The organism is Streptomyces sp. NPDC048604, assembly GCF_043199435.1.
Classification (GTDB): Bacteria; Actinomycetota; Actinomycetes; order Streptomycetales; family Streptomycetaceae; genus Streptomyces.
On record NZ_JBICVX010000022.1, the window covers coordinates 1 to 16,992 of the forward strand.

Below are 16,992 nucleotides of genomic sequence, written 5' to 3' on the forward strand. Positions count from 1 at the left end.
CGAGCACGTAGAGCATGGCCGCGCCGTACATCACGCGCGAGCCGACGTCGTGCAGCAGCGCGCCGGTGGACGAGGTCAGCAGCGCCCCGGCGGTCGCCGCCTGGAAGAACAGCGAGACGGTCTGCAGGGCCACCGCCACCTTCAGGAAGGTGACGGTGCGGGGCGTCGGCGTCGTCTGTCTGGCCATGGTGGGTCCTCTCGCGGAAGTCCGGAACTCGACTGCGAGAAGTCTGGCCAGGCGGCTCGGGAAGATCGAGTGTCGGAAACGACGCGACCCGCGCACTTTCGGACACCGGGAGTCCTCGGAGGGACCGTTGGTCAGGCACCTGCCGAGCGGCGGCCGAGGATCGGCTCGGCGACCAGGCGGGCGGTCGGGCAGAGCGTCTGCCCGTGCCGGGCGAAGAGCGCGTCGCGGGAGTCGAAGTGGCCGAGGTCGGCGACGACATGGCCGGCCAGGTCACAGGCCGCGTCGGCGCCCCCGCTCGCCGGGCAGGCGGCGACGCCGTCCCAGTCGATGGCGGTACGGGACAGGGCCTCGAACAGCGTCTCGGGGCCCGCGTTGGTGAATCCGCCGCCGGGCCGGGCGCCCAATTCGTCCAGGCCGCCGAAGAGTTCCGACACCGGCAGCCAGGCGTCCGCGACCCGGAACTCGGGCCAGGCGAGGACGACGTGGTCCGGGACGAGCCGGCGCATGCGCGGGAACCGCGGGTACCAGAGCGCGCCGTCGACGAGCAGCCCGCGCACGCGGGTGGCGACGCCGCCCGCCCGGGCCACCGCCTCAAGCACGGCGAGCCGCTGGCTGCACGAGCCGCGGCCGCGCCGCAGCACCTCGGAGACCGGGCGCTCGTCCTGCACGGAGTACACGGGACGCACCGTCGCGGAGATGCGGCGGTGCGCGCGGCGCAGCAGCTCGAGCTGCCGCTCCTCCGGCCAGGGCCGCGCCTCGGCGGCGGGCGCATCGGCGGGCGCGGCGGCCTCGATGCAGCGCACCAGCTCGGCGACGCGCGGGTGTGGCAGGTCGAGGATCGGCGTGGGCTGCGTGCCGCCCGCCACGTCCCCGGCCGACTCCGTCCCGGTGGCCGTCCGGCGGCGCGGCCGGAGTATCGAGCTCGTCATGCCGGCCATTGTCCCTGCCCACCGAAAGGACCCCACAACGGGTCCCCCTGCCCCCCTGCCGGGGACCGGCCCTCGCGGGCCGCTCCCCCGCGGACACCCGCCCGGGGGGCGCTACTCCCCCACCGGCACGGGGTTCCCGTGGCCCGAGTACTCCAGGGACTTCGTGTCGCGGAAGGCGCCCAGGCCGGTGGCGTGCATGTCGCCGTACAGGGCGTGGTAGGCGCCCGCGCGGACCGAGTACATCTCGTGCCAGATCCCGATCGCGCCGTCGCTCTTGGCGTACCGCGCCCAGAACGCCTGCTCGGCGGGGAGGTGGCCCCGGTCGGCGTCGCCGGCGAAGGCGCGGATATCGCCGGTGCGCCGCCAGTACTGGACGATGGTCACCTCGCCCAGGTCCGGGCCCATGAGCAGCCGGTAGCCGAGGAGTCCGCTGTCCGGGTCGTCGGCGAGCTCCTTGAGCATCGCGGGCATCGCCGCCACCACCGGCAGCCAGGACCGGACCTTGCGCAGGCGGTTGATGCGCGCGCCGATCATGAACACCGCCACCGGCTCGCCGCTCTCGGCCATGTGGAGTCCGCGCCGCACGCGGCGGCGCTCGGCCCGTTTCTCCGGGCCGCCGCGGGTCCACGCGGGTGTCGCCGCGAAGCGTACGAACTGCCTGACGCCGGACCATGCCATGGTCTGTCCCCCTTCGGGCGGAGCTGGCCGCTGCCCGCCACACCTCGTAGATAGCTGCACTATCCTTGACGAGGGAGAGTAGAACCGTCCGACAGCCCTGTCGACCCGTGGAACGGAGAATCTTCCTTGCGCCTCTCGGAGTTGAGCCGCCGCAGCGGGGTCTCGGTGGCGACCGTCAAGTACTACCTGCGCGAGGGACTGCTCCCCCCGGGCACCCCCGTCACCGCCCGCCAGGCGGAGTACGGCGAGGAGCACGTGCGACGGCTCCGGCTGATCCGCGCGCTGCTCACGGTCGGCGGCATGACGATCAGCCAGGCGCGCGACGTACTGGCCGTCGCCGAGGACCCGGCCTTCAGCCGGCACGAACAGCTCGGCATCGCCCAGTACATGCTGCCGCCCCAGGTCGCCCCACCGGACGAGGACGACGTCCAGCAGCCGGAATGGGACGCGACGCACCGGGAGCTGCGCGCCCTGCTCGCCGCACTCGACTGGCGGGTGTACGAAGAGGCCCCGGCGATCAACACGCTCACCCGGGCCGTGGTCACGCTCCGCACCCTGGGCTACCCCTTCCCGCTGGAGGACGTGCGCCGGTACGCGGAGGCGCTGCACCCGATGGCGCGGGAGGAGGCCGTCCGGATCGAGGAGCAGTACCCGGTCCTGGAGGAGGCGATCGAGGCGATGGTGGCGTACACGATGCTCAACGAGCCGATCCTGCTCGCCCTGCGGCGACTCGCGCACGAGGACGTCACGGCCCGCCTGTACGGACGCGGCCCGAATCCGGGCCCGGACCCGGACGCCGGCCCCGACCCCGCCCCCGGCCCCGGCCCCGCGGCCGACGACGACCCCACCCCGGATCCGCTTTCGTCATCTTGACGAAAAGACCCCGGGCGCAATATCGTCATGTCGACGACAACTTGACCCGACGAATCCGGGGGGACCCCATGGCCGACATCACCAAGCGGGCCGGCTGGCGGCACCTGCGCTCCGCGCCCACCGCGCACATCCGGCACCACCGGGGCGGGAAGCTGGTGCACGACGGGACCGGGCTCAGCTTCTGGTACCGGTCGTTGTCCGCCGCGCTCTCGGAAGTGCCGGTCAACGACCGGGAGTTGACGATGGCGTTCCACGCCCGTACGGCCGACTTCCAGGACGTGAGCGTGCAGTCGACCGTCACGTACCGGATCAGCGGGCCCGAAGCGGCGGCGACCCGGCTCGACTTCTCGATCGACCCCGACACTGGCGCGTGGCGCGGCGCGCCGCTGGAGCAGATCTCCACACTGCTCACCGAGACCGCGCAGCAGCACGCGCTCGACGTGCTGGCCCGCACCCCGCTGTCCGCCGCGCTGGTCGACGGCGTGGCGGCGGTACGGGACCGGATCGCGGCCGGGCTCACGGAGGAGCCTCGGCTGCCGGCCACCGGCATCGAGGTGGTCGCGGTGCGCGTGGTGGCGATCCGGCCGGAGCCGGAGGTGGAGCGGGCGCTGCGGACGCCGGCCCGAGAGCAGATCCAGCAGGAGGCGGACCGGGCGACGTACGAGCGGCGCGCGGTGGCGGTCGAGCGTGAACGGACCATCGCCGAGAACGAGTTGGCGAGCAAGATCGAGCTGGCCCGGCAGGAGGAGCGGCTCGTCGAGCAGCGCGGTACGAACGCGCGGCGGGAGGCCGAGGAGAGCGCGGCGGCGGACGCGGTACGGGCCGAGGCGGAGGCCGGACGCAAGGTGCGGCTCGCCAAGGCCGAGGCGGAGGCGGCGCGCGAGCTCGGCCAGGCGCGGGCGCAGGCGCAGGCGGCCTGGCTGCGGGTGCACGGCGAGGTGGACGCGGCGACGCTGCATGCCATGGCGGCGACCGCGGCGGCGAAGAACCTGCCCCGGATCGACAGCCTGACGCTGTCGCCCGACGTGCTGACCGGGCTTCTCGCGAAGCTCGGCGGCGGAAGCGGCAACGGGGGCCGGGCGTGAGCCTCGCGCCGCGGGCGGTGATCGTCCACCGGACCACGGAGTACGAGGAGTTGCTGGCCCGGCACGGCACGCACGGGCAGGCCGCGTTCTTCCTGGCCGGCCGGGGGCGGGGCGTCGAGGAGGTGCGGGAGCGGCACGAGCGGACCGTGAAGGCGCTGGCCGCGGTCGCGGCGGCGGTGCCGTTGCAGTGGCGGCAGAGCCGGGTGGAGCGGGCGGATCTGGACAGGTTCCTGTTCGGTCCGGAGGACGTGGTGGTCGTGGTCGGCCAGGACGGTCTGGTGGCGAACGCGGCGAAGTACCTGGACGGCCAGCCGGTGATCGGCATCGACACGGACCCGGGGCGCAACCCCGGGGTGCTGGTCCGGCACCGGGCCGAGGACGCGGCGCGGCTGCTGCCGTCGGCGACCGCGGGGCGGACGGGGGTGGACGAGCTGACGATGGTGGAGGCGGTGACGGACGACGCGCAGCGGCTGCTCGCGCTGAACGAGATCTACGTGGGCCCGCCGGGGCATCAGACGGCGCGGTACCGGCTGGGGCCGGACGACGCGCGGACGGCGCCGGAGGCGCAGGCGTCGTCGGGGGTGCTGGTGGGGACGGGTACGGGCGCGACGGGGTGGCTGCGCTCGCTGTGGCAACAGAGCGGCAGCGGCCTCACCCTTCCGGGGCCGGCGGATCCGCGGCTCGTCTGGTTCGTCCGGGAGGCGTGGCCGTCGCCGGCGACCGGGACCTCGCGGGTCGAGGGGCTCCTGGGCAGGTCGGAGGGGTTGCGGCTGACGGTGGAGTCGGACCGTCTGGTGGCGTTCGGGGACGGGATGGAGACGGACGCGCTGGAGCTGACGTGGGGTCAGTCGGTGCGGGTGGGGGTGGCCGGAACCGCACTGCGGCTGCTGGGGTGAGCGCCGCGACTCGCTAGGATCCGGACACATCCGGCGTACCGCCGCGCGCGCCGAGCAGGCGCACCGCCTTCCCCCCGCCCCGGAGGCCCCACGATGCAGCAGTCCGCCCTGGAGATCACCCGCGCGAGCCTGGCGGACTGGGAGGTGGTGCGGGAGTGGGCGGCGGCGGAGGGCTGGAACCCGGGGCTCGACGACGCGTCGGCGTTCTTCGCGCAGGACCCGGAGGGGTTCTTCCTGGGCCGTCTGGACGGAGACCCGGTCTCGGCGATCTCGGTGGTCAACTACGGCGACGCGTACGCCTTCCTGGGCTTCTATCTGGTCCGCCCGGACCAGCGGGGCAAGGGTCACGGCCTGGCGACCTGGCGCGCCGCGCTGGCGCACGCCGGGGACCGGACGGTGGGGCTCGACGGGGTGCCCGACCAGCAGGACAACTACCGCCGCTCCGGCTTCGCGCTGGCGCACCGCACCGCGCGCTGGGTCGGCGAGGCGCCCGCCCCGGCGGAGCCCGCGCCGGACGTCGTCCCGGCGGCGGTGCTCGGCGCGGCGGCCCTGCGCGCGTACGACAGCGCCTGCTACCCGGCGGAGCGCCCGCGCTTCCTGGAGCGCTGGCTGACCACGCCGGGGCACCGCGCCCTGGCCCGCGTCGTCGACGGCCGCCCGACGGGCTACGGGGTGGTCCGCCCCGCCGAGGACGAGGCCCGCATCGGCCCCCTGTTCGCCGACACTCCGGCCGACGCCGCCGTCCTCCTGGACGCCCTCGCGGCCGAGGCCGCCGCCCTCGGCGCACCCCGCATCGCGATCGACGTCCCGGAGTCCAACGCCCCGGCCACGGCCCTCGCCACGTCCCGCGGCCTCACCCCCACCTTCGAGACCGCCCGCATGTACACGGGCCCCATCCGCCCCATGACCCACGCCCGCATCTACGGCATCACCACCCTCGAACTGGGCTGACCACCCCGCCCCCCTCAGGGCTGCGATCCCCCTTCCCTCCCCCGGGCCCCTCGGGAGGTGACAAGGGTTTTCCCCGTATCGGGTTCATCTGAGATTTCCCTACTGTCTGCCGCACCGGCAGATCCCCACCTCCGACCTGTGCCTGTCAGGTGCATGTAGAGGGCGGAGGTGGGGGTCGTCCGGGGGCGGCCTTGACCCGGGCCGTCTTTGCCGGCGGCGGCGCAGGGCCCCCCAAGCCCAGGGAATCGTGGACCGCGACCCCCACACCCGCACCGCGGTTCCCGCGCCGCCCGCCAAGGCTCCGCAAACGTCGTAGCTGAAAGGGCAACACACCTTGAACGGTTCCAGGCGGAGACTCATATCCGTCGTGGTCGCGAGCGCCGCGGTACTCGGCGCAGCCGCCACTTCCACCGTGGCGCTTGCCGCCGCCCCGGCTCCGAAGCCCGCTCCGGCCTCCCAGGCCATGACCGCGCTTCCCACTGCTCCGGTCGAGAAGGTCATCGTCACCTACAAGACGAAGACCGCCGAGGCCGGCTCCAACGCCGCCGCGAAGAGCGACGCGGCGGCCAAGGGCGCCGCCACCGGCGAGGCGCTCGCCTTCGAGCGCCGGCTCGCCGGCGGCGGTGCCCTCGTCGACCTGGGCGACAGCGCCACGAAGCAGGACGTGAACGAGGTCATGGCCGCCTTCCGGGCCGACCCGTCCGTCGCCTCCGTGGAGCCGGACATCCGCGCCTACGCGATGGCCGTGACCCCGAACGACACCGACTACTCCAAGCAGTGGGACCTCTTCGAGGCCACCGGCGGCATGAACGTTCCGCCGGCCTGGGACAAGACCACCGGCTCGGGCGTCACCGTCGCCGTCATCGACACCGGCTACGCCGCCCACTCGGACCTGGCGTCCAACGTCGTCTCCGGCTACGACTTCATCTCCACCTCCGCCGACGCCCGCGACGGCAACGGCCGTGACGCGGACGCGAAGGACGAGGGCGACTGGAACGCCACCGCCGGCGAGTGCGGCGCGGGCTCCCCGGCGTCCAACTCCTCCTGGCACGGCACCCACGTGGCCGGCACCATCGGTGCGGTCACCCACAACACCAAGGGCATCGCCGGCATCGCGTACAACGCGAAGATCCAGCCGGTCCGCGTCCTCGGCAAGTGCGGCGGTTCCTCCGCGGACATCGCCGACGCCATCACCTGGGCGTCCGGCGGCTCGGTCCCGGGCGTTCCGGCCAACGCCACCCCGGCCCGGGTCATCAACCTGAGCCTCGGCGGCGCCAGCTCCACCTGCCCGAGCGTCTACCAGACCGCGATCAACGGCGCCGTCAGCCGCGGCACCACCGTCGTCGTGGCGGCCGGCAACAGCAACGCCAACACCTCCGGCTTCACCCCGGCCAACTGCGCCAACGTCATCTCCGTGGCGTCCACCAGCCGCGAGGGCAACCGCTCGTACTACTCGAACTACGGCACCGCCGTCGACGTCTCGGCACCCGGCGGCGAGACCCGTCGCGCCACCGACACGCCCGGCACGGTGACCACCCCCGAGAACGGCATCTACTCCACCCTGAACTCGGGCGCGACCACCCAGTCGCTGGAGAACTACAAGCCCTACCAGGGCACTTCGATGGCCGCGCCGCACATCGCCGGTCTCGCCGCGCTGCTCGAGTCGGCCAAGAGCTCGCTCACCCCGGCCGACATCGAGTCCGCGATCAAGGCCAACGCCCGTCCGCTGCCCGGCACCTGCTCGGGCGGCTGCGGCGCCGGCATCGCCGACACCGCGAAGACCGTGGACGCCGTCACCGGCACCACCACCCCGCCGACCGGCACCGTCTTCAGCAACGCGACGAACGTGACGATCTCCGACAACACCACCGTGTCGTCCTCGATCGCCGTCTCCGGTCTGACCGGCAACGCGCCGGCCGCCCTCAAGGTCGCGGTGGACATCAAGCACAGCTACCGCGGCGACCTGGTCATCGACCTGATCGCGCCGGACGGCACCGTCCGCAACCTGAAGGCCTCGTCCTCCTCGGACGGCGCCGACAACGTGCTCACGACCTACACCGTCGACGCCTCCTCCGAGGTCGCCAACGGCAGCTGGAAGCTGCAGGTCCGCGATGTGTACTCGGGTGACACCGGCTACATCGACTCGTGGAGCCTGACCTTCTGATCACCTCCTGACCCACCCCCCACAACCGCAACACCGCTGGTCAGGGGCGCGTCCGTGGTCTACACCATTGGCGCGCCCCCCAGTTGGGAGCGGAGCCCGCTGTCCGAATGACGGACAGCGGGCCTTTACTGTGCCCGTGACCTCCGTATCCTCTGCGCACACACGGGAAACGCACCCGGGTGCGCAAGAGGGGGGTGGGGTACGTGACGACAGCGCCCTTCGGTGCTGCGCCGGTCGGCCGGCAGGAACTGCTCGCCCGGCTCGACCACGTCCTGCACGCCCGTGGCCGCGCCCTGCTCACCGGCCCGGCCGGCGTCGGCAAGACCGAGGTCGCGCTGGCCGCCGCGGCCCGCGCCGAATCCCGCGGCGAGACCGTGATCTGGCTGGCCACGCTGCCGTCCGACCGCGACATCCCCGGCGCCTCCGCCGCCGCGCTCGTCGCCTCCATAGGCCGCCCGGACGTCCTGGACCGGCTTCCCGGCCCGCAGCGCGGCGCCGTCGCCGTCCTGTGCCGCGAGGCTCCCGCCCCCGAGGACGGCTGGGACCCGATCGCGCTCCGCCTCGCCCTCGGCCGGCTGCTGCGCGAGCTGGCCGCCGACGGCCCCGTCCTGCTGGTCCTGGACGGCGTCGAGAGCATCGACCCGGACAGCGCCGACCTGCTCCGCTTCGCGCTGCACCTCGCGCCGCCCGCGCTGCGCGCGATCGCCGTCGAGACCCCCGCCTGCCACGCGCCCGACGCGCCGCAGCTGTGGGTGCCGTCCGAGGCCGACGTGCTGCTCGTGCCGCCGCTGCACGCGGACGAGATCGCCGAGCTGCTGATCCACCACCGGCTGCCGTCCCGGATGGCCGGCCGGATCCACAAGGCCAGCGGCGGCAACCCGCGCCTCGCGCTCGCCGTGGGCCGCTCGCTCGCCGACGCCCGCACCCCCGTGCACCACGCCGAGGCGCTCACCCTCTCCGGCCGGGCCCGCGATCTCGCGCGCCAGCTCCTCGGCGCGGCCCCGCCGCCGGTACGCGAGACCCTGCTGCTCGCCGCGCTGGCCCTGCGGCCCTCGACCGCGCTGATCCGCCGGGCCGGCCGCCCGACGGCCGAGGCCGATCTGATCGCCGCCGAGCGGGCCGCCCTGGTGTCGCTCGGCGAGGACGGCACCGTCGCGTTCACCGCGGGCGTGCTGCCCTCCACCCTGGTCCACGACGCCTGCTGGGCCGCACGCAGCGCCGGGCACGCCGCGCTCGCCGAGGTGGTCGACGACCCCGTCGAGGCGGTACGGCACCGGGCCCTCGCCGCCGACGCCCCGGACGCGGCGCTCGCGGCCGCGATCGGGGTCGCCGCGGACACCGCCCGGCGCCGCGGCAACAGCGCGCTCGCCGCCGAACTCGCCCTGCTGGCCGCCGAGTCGACGCCCGTCGAGCACGGGCCGCGGCGCATCGCCCGCCTGGTCGACGCCGCCGAGGAGGCCGCCCGGGCGGCCCGCGCGGACCTCGCCCTACGGGCCGCCACCGACCTGCTGGCCCGGGACGCCGCGCCGCCGGACCGGGTACGGGCCCGGCTCGCGGTCCTGGACACCGCCGGCCAGGGGCTGACCGGGCTCGACGAGATGTACGTGCACGCCATGGAGGACTCCGACGCCGACCCCGCGCTGCGCTCCGCGGTGCTGCTGCGGCTGGCGGTCAAGTACGTGCTCGCGGACGGCGATCCGGTGCGCTCGCGGACGGCCGCCGTCGAGTCGGCCGCACTCGCCTCGTCGATCGGCGACCCGCGGACCGCCGCCCGCGCCCTGACGGTCCAGGCGCGCATGGACCGGGTGCTCGGCTCGCCCGACGCGGAGACCGTGCTGGCGCAGGCGCGGGCCCTGGAGATGTCCGAGCGGCCGCTCGGGATCCGCAACGCCGCCCAGATTCTGACGATCCGTCACGCCCTGTTCGACGCCCGGCTCTCCGACGCCCGCGACGCGCTCAACGCGCTGCTGCCGCTGGTGCAGCGGCGCGGCCCGGTCGAGGACTGCATCGAGCTGTTCAGCACGCTCGCCGAGATCGAGTCCCGCAACGGCATGTGCGCGGCGTCGCTCGCGCACGCCGGCCAGTCCCTCGCGCTGACCCTGGAGGCCGGGCTGTCCCCCGGCCCCGCGTGGTACGGGCTCGCCCTCGCGGAGACCGCGGGCGGCAGCTTCGCCCGGGCCGCGAGCTACGCCCGGCGCAGTGTGCAGGCCTCGGAGGAGGAGGGCGACCACGTGTTCCTCTCCCGCAGCCTGTACGCCCTGGGCCGGGTGCAGCTGGTGAACGGCGACGTGGCCTCCGCCCTGGAGACGCTGCACCGGGTCCGTACCGAGGAGCGGGCCCAGGCGACCGTGGACCCGTCGATGCTGCGCTGGCACGAGGAGCTGGCGGAGGCGCTGGTCGCCGGCGACCAGCCGGACGCGGCCGGGGAGTTGCTGGCCGAGGTGCGTCCGGTGGCGGAACGTCTCGGCCGTACGGCGGTGCTGCTCGGTCTGGACCGGGCGGAGGGCCTGCGGCTGGCCTCGGTCGGCCGGGCGGACGAGGCGGCGGACCTGCTCGCGGCGACGGCGGAACGCTTCGACGCGGCCGGGCTGCCGCTGGAGCGCGGCCGGGCGCTGGTGGCGCTGGCCCGGGTGGAGCGCCGCCGGCGGCGCAGGTCGGCGGCGCAGAGCGCGCTGCAGACGGCGGCCGCGGTGTTCGAGCGCGCGGGTGCGACGCCGTGGCTGGCTTTGGCCGCGGAGACCCCCTCGGCCCGCACCCCCGCGGAGCCGGCCCCGGCGGGCGAGGTGGCCCTGGCGTCGCTGACGGAGGCGGAGCAGCGCCTCGCCCTGCTGGTCGGCCAGGGCGCCAGCAACCAGGAGGCGGCGGCGAAGCTCTTCCTGAGCGTGAAGACGGTGGAGGCCCGCCTCACCCGCATCTACCAGAAGCTGGACGTCCGCTCCCGCGCCCAACTGGCCACCGCCCTGGGCGCGGCCCGGGGGCACGCGGCGCCCTGAGCGCGGACCGGGGGCGTTCGACGCAGCGCCCCGGCGGGGGGCGAGGTCGCACCGCTGATCGAGTGGCCTGCGGCCCGCCGCCGAGCGGTGGCGGCGGCTGCGCGGTACAGCGTTCGTATGAACAGTTCCGAACCCGACGGTCCGCTCGCCGGTCGCGCCGGCTACGACGAGGGCTTCCTCGGGCCCCTCGTGCCGTTGCCGGCGCCCGCACGGGCCGGCGTCGAGACGGTGGTGCTGCCGTACACGCACTTCAGCGTGGCGCTGCGGCCGGACCGGCGGCTGGCCGCCGCGGCCGCCGTCTGCGTCGACGGGCGGGCCCTCGTCGAGGACGCGGCCGTCGGCGAGGGGTGGGCGTACGACCCCCGGGTGCCCGCGGAAGTACAGGCCGGCGACGAGGTGTACCGGAACAACAGTCTGGAGCGCGGTCATCTCGTGCCGTGGCACGACGCGGCGTGGGGGCCGGCCGAGGCCGCGCACCGGGCCGCCGCGGACGCCTCCCACTACCCCAACGCCGCCCCGCAGGCGGACGTGTTCAACCAGGACATGCGGCTCTGGCAGGGCTTGGAGCACCATCTCCTGGACCACCCGGCCGTGTTCGACCGCAGGCTCGTCGTGCTCACCGGCCCGGTGCTCCAGGACTCCGACCCGCCCTACCGGGGCGTCCAGGTCCCGCTGCGGTTCTGGAAGGTGGCCGCGTTCATGCTGGACGGGGCGCTGGCGGCGACCGGGTTCGTGCTCGACCAGAGCCCCGATCTGGCCCGTGACGCCGACCGCGCGCTGCTCGGCGCGACGGCCGGCGCGCCGCCGCCGCTCGGCGCGTTCCGCCTCTACCAGGCCCCTGTCTCGGACATCGCCGAGATCACGGAGCTGGAGTTCGGTCCGCTCCCGGACGTCGATCTGATGCCGCCGCCCCGCGCGCCCGAGGACCGCTGGCGGCGTCTGGAGTCGTACGAGGACATCGTCATCGAACCCTGAGCCCGGCCGGGCTCGCGCGCGATTCCGGCCGGGCTTCCCGCGCGTTTGCGGTGCGCCGGGCCCGGTGAAAGCATGGAATCGACGGACGTCCGGGCAGGTGCGGTATGGCGCTGACCGATACGGAATGGGACCTCGTCACCTCGTGGGTACGGGACCATCTCCTCGACACCCCCGATCCCCGGGCCCGGCTCGCCACCTTCGGGTTCCCCGCCGGGTTCGTCGGTGCACTCCCCCTCACCCCGGACTGCGGCGGCAACGCGACCGCTCTGGTCCGGGCGGCCCGTCAGGACATCTCCCAGCAGCGCCGGCTGCTGGACGTGCTCGCCGGTCTCGACGCACTGCACGTCCCCGAGCGTGAGGCCGAGGTGCGGGGGCTGCTGGCCGGACTGCGCGAGGACGAGGCCGAACACGACACCGCGCAGGACCCGTTCGAGGCGGTGGTGCTCCGCAACGGCGCGGAGGTCTTCCTGAATCGGGACGGACTGCGGTCCCGGCTGCGGGAGTTCGTGGCCGACCCGGAGAAGACGGTGCTCGTGGTGGACGGTGCGCCGCACAGCGGGCGGTCCTACACGTACAGCTTCATCCGGCACCTCGGCCAGCACCTCGGCTTCCGGCCCGTGCGGGTGACGCTGTCCCGCCACTCCACCGCCCGGAAGGTCCTGGAGCGCCTCGACGAGATCCTCACCGAGCCGGGCGCCCCGCCGGCCCCGCTGTGGGCGCGGGCGGAGTGCAACGACCCGGTCGCGGCGATCGACGACGCGGTCCACACGGTGGTCCACAAGGCGACCTCCGAGCGGCTGCGGTACTGGCTGGTGCTCGACGAGTGCGACAAGCTCGACGCCGACTCCGACGTCTGGGACTGCATCGGCAAACTGGCCCTGGCCGTCTACGAGAACACGCCCGTCCACCCGAGCGCCGTGCCCCGGCTCGTGCTGCTCGGCTATTCGGAGCTGGCCCGCCAACTCCCGTACGAGATACGGAAGAACGAGCTGCGCGACACCGCCGTGCCGGTCGGCGAGGAGGAGGTCCGGGAGTTCTTCGCCACGCTGCTCGGAGCGGAGTCCGCCGCCGTGGACGAACTCACCGCCACGGCCCTCGAAGCGGCCCGCGCACCGGGCGGCGGCACCAGCTACATGCGCCGGCTCTGCACCGCCGCCGAGACCGCCGTACGGCTGCACCGGGCGCTCGGCCCGGTCCCCGAGCTGCCGGCCCTGGTGCGCGCCGAGCTGGCCGCGGCGGGGACGCCGGGCGAGACGCCCGTCCCGGACCTGCGGCTCGAGTACCGCCGGGCGGCGTGTCTGCTGAGCGAGTTCGACCCTGAGAAGCTGCGTCTGCCGGACGGTACGGCGGCCGGGCCCGGCGCCGCGCTGGCGCTGGTGGAGGACTGCACCGCGCAGGCGCTGCCGGGCCGCGAACTGTGGTCCCTCAAGCGGGAGGTGCGCGAGGCGACGCTGCGCGGCCTTGACGGTCCGGAGACCGCGCGGGGTCTGCTCACCGCCAACATCGGCCAGTTCCCGGACTCGGCGGCGCCGGAGCACCGGGCCCTGAACTATCTGTCGGGCGTGCCGCCGCACCTGGACACGCAGAGCGTGGACGAACTCACCGCCACTCTGCAGGCCGTGAGCTGGCTGTCCCTGGTCCGCGGCGTCCGCCGGCTGCCGGACGTCGCCGATCTGCACCGCAGGCTCCAGCGGGCCCGGCTGCTCCAGCCGCTGCACCGGCTGGCGCCCGGGGACGCCTTCCACGGCCGGTCCCGGGAGCTGAAACTGCTGCGGGACTACATCGCGCTGCCTCCGGAGCCGGCCGAGCCGCCGCTCGTCGTGCACGGTATCGGGGGCTCGGGGAAGAGCACCCTGCTGGCGCGGTTCCTGCTCGACGCGCTGGACGAGGCCGTGTTCCCGTTCGCCTTCGTCGACTTCGGCCGGCCCACGCTCTCCGTGCACGAACCGGTCACCCTGATCGGCGAGGTGGCCCGTCAGCTGGGCGTGCAGTATCCGCAGCACCGGCCCGGGTTCGACGAGCTGGCCGCCGCCTGCGAGGCGGAGGCGGCCGAACAGCGCGGTGAGCGCGCCCAGATGGACCAGCTGTACCGGCTCTCGGCGACCCGCGCCTCGTCGGCGCGGCAGTACTCGCGGGAGTTCCACACCCGGGCCGGGGACCACGACGCGCAGCTGGCGGACCGGGTCGCCCGGCTGGTCGCCGAGGCCGCCGCGCCGGCCGACGGCGGGCCGCCCCCGCCGCTGGTCGTGGCCGTGGACTCGTTCGAGGAGGCCCAGTACCGGGGTTCGCCGATCCTCGGCCGGATGTGGGTGATCTGGGGGACGCTGCGCAAGGCGTATCCGCGGCTGCGGTTCGTCGTCTCGGGCCGTGCTCCGGTCGGCCACCCGGCCACCGTGCTCGAACCGATCGCGGCGCCGCTGGGCGACCTGGACCGGCAGGCGTCGATCGACGTGCTGACCTCGCTCGGCGTGGCGGCCGGCGAGGCGGCCGAGCTGTACGAGCTGGTCGGCGGCCATCCGCTCAGCCTGCGCCTGGCCCAGCGCGCGGCCGAACACTACGGTTCCGTCGCCGCGTTGAGCGAGGAGGTCGGCAGCGTGCCGACCCGGCGGCGGCAGCGGGACCGGGCCGTGGAGCAGGAGCTGATCCAGGGCGCGCTGTACGAGCGCGTCCTGCACCATGTCGCCGCGCCCGACCTGCGCCGGCTGGTCCTGGCGGGCCTCGCGCTGAGGAAGATCACCCCGGAACTGCTGCGCGAGGTGCTCGCGGAGCCCGCCGGGGTGCCCGTGGGCTCCGACCGCGAGGCCCGCGAACTGATCGGCCGGCTCGCGCGGCTGGACCTGATGGAGGACGCCGGCCCCGGCGCCGTACAGCACCGGGACGACCTGCGGCGCATCCTGCTGCGGCTGTCGGACAGCGCCCGCACCGACCTGATGCGGGCCGTCGGGCAGCGGGCCGTCGCGTACTACGCCGCCCTGGAGGGCCCCGAGGCGCGGGCGGAGGAGATCTACCACCGGCTGCGCCTCGACGAGGACCCGCGGGAGGTGGAGCGGCGCTGGACGCCCGCGGTGAAGGGGTTCCTCGCGGGCGCGGAGCGCGATCTGACGGGCCGCGCCGCCGCGTTCCTGCTGGGCCTGCACGACGGGCACGCCCCGGACCAGGTCCTCGCCGAGGCCGAGCAGGCGGACTGGGAACGCCTCGTCGCACGCGAGGTGGAGGACCTGCTGGCGCTGAACTACCTGGACGGGGCGCGGGCCCGGCTGACCGAGCGGCAGCCGTGGACGCCGGGCAGCCGGCTGTACCCGCTGCTGGTGGAGACCCTGGCGCGGGCCGGCCGGCCGGCCGACGCGCGGGACACCGCGGAGCGGGCCGTGGACGGGGCGCGGGCCGCCGGACGCCCGGAGACCCAGCTGGAGCTGCTGCGCCTGGCGGCACGGCTGGCGGAGGACGCCGGGGACCCGGTCACGGCCGACACCGATCTGCGGGAGGCGGAGGCCGTGGCCCGCGGCCTCGGCCTGGAGTTCGAGGAGTCGGGTGCGCTGATCGCCCGGATCCGGCTGGCGGCCGCGGCCAAGTGGAACGCCGGGCCGCTCGTCGGCCGACTGGCTCAGTGGCTGCGCGGCCTGTCCGACGAACGGCTGCGCGAGCATCCCGGCCTGGTCCGGCAGGCGGCCGCCGAGGTGGCCGCGCAGGACCCGGCGCTGCTCGGGCGGGTACTGCGCGTGGTGGGCCTGCCCCGGGTCGACGACGCCGCCCTGTACGCGCTCGCGGAGCGCCTGGAGCAGGTGACGGCGGACCGGCCGGAGCTGCACGCGGCGGTACTGCGCGCGCTGGACGCGGCGGGCGTGGCGGCCGCGTCGGCCTCGGGGGCGTACCCGGTGATGCGGGACGCGCTCGGCGACGCCCGGCGCCTGGAGACCCTGGACGAACTGGCCCGGCAGCTCCTGACGTTGCACGACCCCTCGGGTCTGCTGCTGGCCGGGGTGCGGGCGGTGATGGGCACGGGCGCGTCGTTCTACGGGCCCGAGACCGTCTCCGCGTCGGGGTCCTGGGGCCGGCTGCCGAAGGTGCTGTCCGACGCGACCGTCGGTCCCGGCCAGGCCGAGCCGTTCCTTGCCCCGGAGGAGCTGGAGCGGGTCGCCGAGGCCGCCGAGCGGGCGGGGCTCGGCGACGAGCGGCGGCGGGACGCGCTGCTGGCCGGCTTCCACCCCCTGTACGCGCGGGCGCTCGCCGAGATGGGCGGCTCGCCGCTCGCGATGCTGACGAAGATGAACGAGGACGGCCGGCTGGTCAACGGCTCGGTACCGCTGCAGGTCTGGCTGCGCAACGCGGTCTGTGCGACCCGCGACCCCGGTCCTCTGGCCGTCCTGGCCGAGGCCCTGGACGAGGTGGCCCGCACCGCCGGCGGCGAGCCGGACATCATGGCCGATCTGCCGGACCTGGCGGAGGACGTGGAGGCCGGCGAGGTCAAGGAACGGATCATCCTGCGCGACGACACCGTCCCGTTCGGCTTCCTGCACGGCGGTGACCGGGCCGGCGCGGCGGTCGCGCTGGTCAAGGTGCGGCCGTACCGGTCGGGCGAGCCGCTGCCCGCCAACTCGCCGCATGTGGGCACCGGTTGGCTGATCACCCCGGAGCTTCTGGTCACCAATCACCATGTGATCACGGCCAGGGAGCGCCGCCGTGGCGAGCCGCGGCCGGTTGTCACGCCGGAGGACCTGGCGCTGCAGGCCGAACACGCCGTCTGCCACTTCGACTTCGAGGAGGGGCTGGTGGCCGCCGCGGCGGAGATCGCCGCCCTGGCCGCCTGCGACGAGAAGCTGGACTACGCCGTGCTGCGGCTGCGTGAGCCGCAGTCCCGTGCCCCGCTGCGGATCTCCCCGGCGCCGCTGACGGTGCTGCGGACGGATCCGCCGGTGCCGGTCAACATCATCCAGCACCCCGCCGGGGAGCGGAAGCGGGTGGCGCTTCGCAACAACATCGTCTCGGAGGGCGGGGAGCCGGACCTGCGGTACTACACCGACACCCGGGAGGGCTCCTCCGGTTCGCCGGTGCTCACCGACGACTGGCGGGTCGTCGCGCTGCACCGCGGCAGCCACCATGTGAAGGACGTCGAGTTCCAGGGCAAGAGCACCGCCTTCGTGAACGTCGGCACCCAGCTGAGCAGCATCCTCGCCCGGCTGCGGGAACAGGCCCCCGAGGTGCACGCGGAGATCATGCGGTACCAGGCGGGGCTGACCGCCGCACACGGCTCCGGGCCATGA

At 74.8% G+C, this 16,992-nt stretch carries 10 protein-coding genes and 1 pseudogene; 8 read left to right on the forward strand and 3 right to left on the reverse strand.

Annotated features, from left to right (window positions below; genetic code table 11):
- From ACGFMM_RS32685 to ACGFMM_RS32695, 3 genes and pseudogenes are all read right to left on the reverse strand, one after another.
- Positions 1 to 187, reverse strand: a pseudogene (locus ACGFMM_RS32685) (hypothetical protein); the annotation flags it as partial.
- Positions 188 to 318: 131 nt separating this feature from the next.
- Positions 319 to 1,116: a transglutaminase domain-containing protein gene (locus tag ACGFMM_RS32690; RefSeq protein WP_393650110.1), complete on the reverse strand. Its 798-nt coding sequence runs from the start codon at positions 1,114 to 1,116 to the stop codon at positions 319 to 321.
- 111 nt (positions 1,117 to 1,227) lie between these two features.
- A complete protein-coding gene (locus ACGFMM_RS32695) occupies positions 1,228 to 1,794 on the reverse strand; it encodes a DUF4188 domain-containing protein (RefSeq protein WP_393650111.1) in 567 nt (188 codons plus the stop codon).
- 126 nt (positions 1,795 to 1,920) lie between these two features.
- Between ACGFMM_RS32695 and ACGFMM_RS32700 the strand changes: the two genes are divergently transcribed.
- The 8 genes from ACGFMM_RS32700 to ACGFMM_RS32735 all read left to right on the forward strand — a co-directional run bounded on the left by ACGFMM_RS32700 (position 1,921) and on the right by ACGFMM_RS32735 (position 16,992).
- Positions 1,921 to 2,667 (forward strand): MerR family transcriptional regulator, encoded by a 747-nt coding sequence (locus ACGFMM_RS32700; protein WP_393650112.1) that lies wholly within the window; start codon positions 1,921 to 1,923, stop codon positions 2,665 to 2,667.
- Positions 2,668 to 2,735: 68 nt separating this feature from the next.
- Entirely contained in the window at positions 2,736 to 3,752 is a 1,017-nt protein-coding gene (locus ACGFMM_RS32705) for an SPFH domain-containing protein (protein ID WP_393650113.1), read from the forward strand.
- Positions 3,749 to 4,648 carry a hypothetical protein gene (locus ACGFMM_RS32710; protein WP_393650114.1) on the forward strand — a complete coding sequence of 300 codons (900 nt, stop codon included), beginning with the start codon at positions 3,749 to 3,751 and terminating at the stop codon, positions 4,646 to 4,648. Before ACGFMM_RS32705 ends, ACGFMM_RS32710 begins: the two co-directional genes overlap by 4 nt.
- A 93-nt stretch (positions 4,649 to 4,741) precedes the next feature.
- Complete coding sequence (locus ACGFMM_RS32715; protein ID WP_393650115.1) at positions 4,742 to 5,599, forward strand: GNAT family N-acetyltransferase; 858 nt, start codon at positions 4,742 to 4,744, stop codon at positions 5,597 to 5,599.
- Positions 5,600 to 6,062: 463 nt separating this feature from the next.
- The gene (locus ACGFMM_RS32720) at positions 6,063 to 7,763 is read left to right on the forward strand and encodes a S8 family serine peptidase (protein ID WP_393650116.1); all 1,701 of its coding nucleotides are present in this window, start codon (positions 6,063 to 6,065) and stop codon (positions 7,761 to 7,763) included.
- 203 nt (positions 7,764 to 7,966) lie between these two features.
- Positions 7,967 to 10,756, forward strand: coding sequence for an AAA family ATPase (locus tag ACGFMM_RS32725; protein ID WP_393650117.1), 2,790 nt, complete (start codon positions 7,967 to 7,969; stop codon positions 10,754 to 10,756).
- Positions 10,757 to 10,873: 117 nt separating this feature from the next.
- Entirely contained in the window at positions 10,874 to 11,731 is an 858-nt protein-coding gene (locus tag ACGFMM_RS32730; protein WP_393650118.1) for a DNA/RNA non-specific endonuclease, read from the forward strand.
- Positions 11,732 to 11,835: 104 nt separating this feature from the next.
- A complete protein-coding gene (locus ACGFMM_RS32735; protein ID WP_393650119.1) occupies positions 11,836 to 16,992 on the forward strand; it encodes a trypsin-like peptidase domain-containing protein in 5,157 nt (1,718 codons plus the stop codon).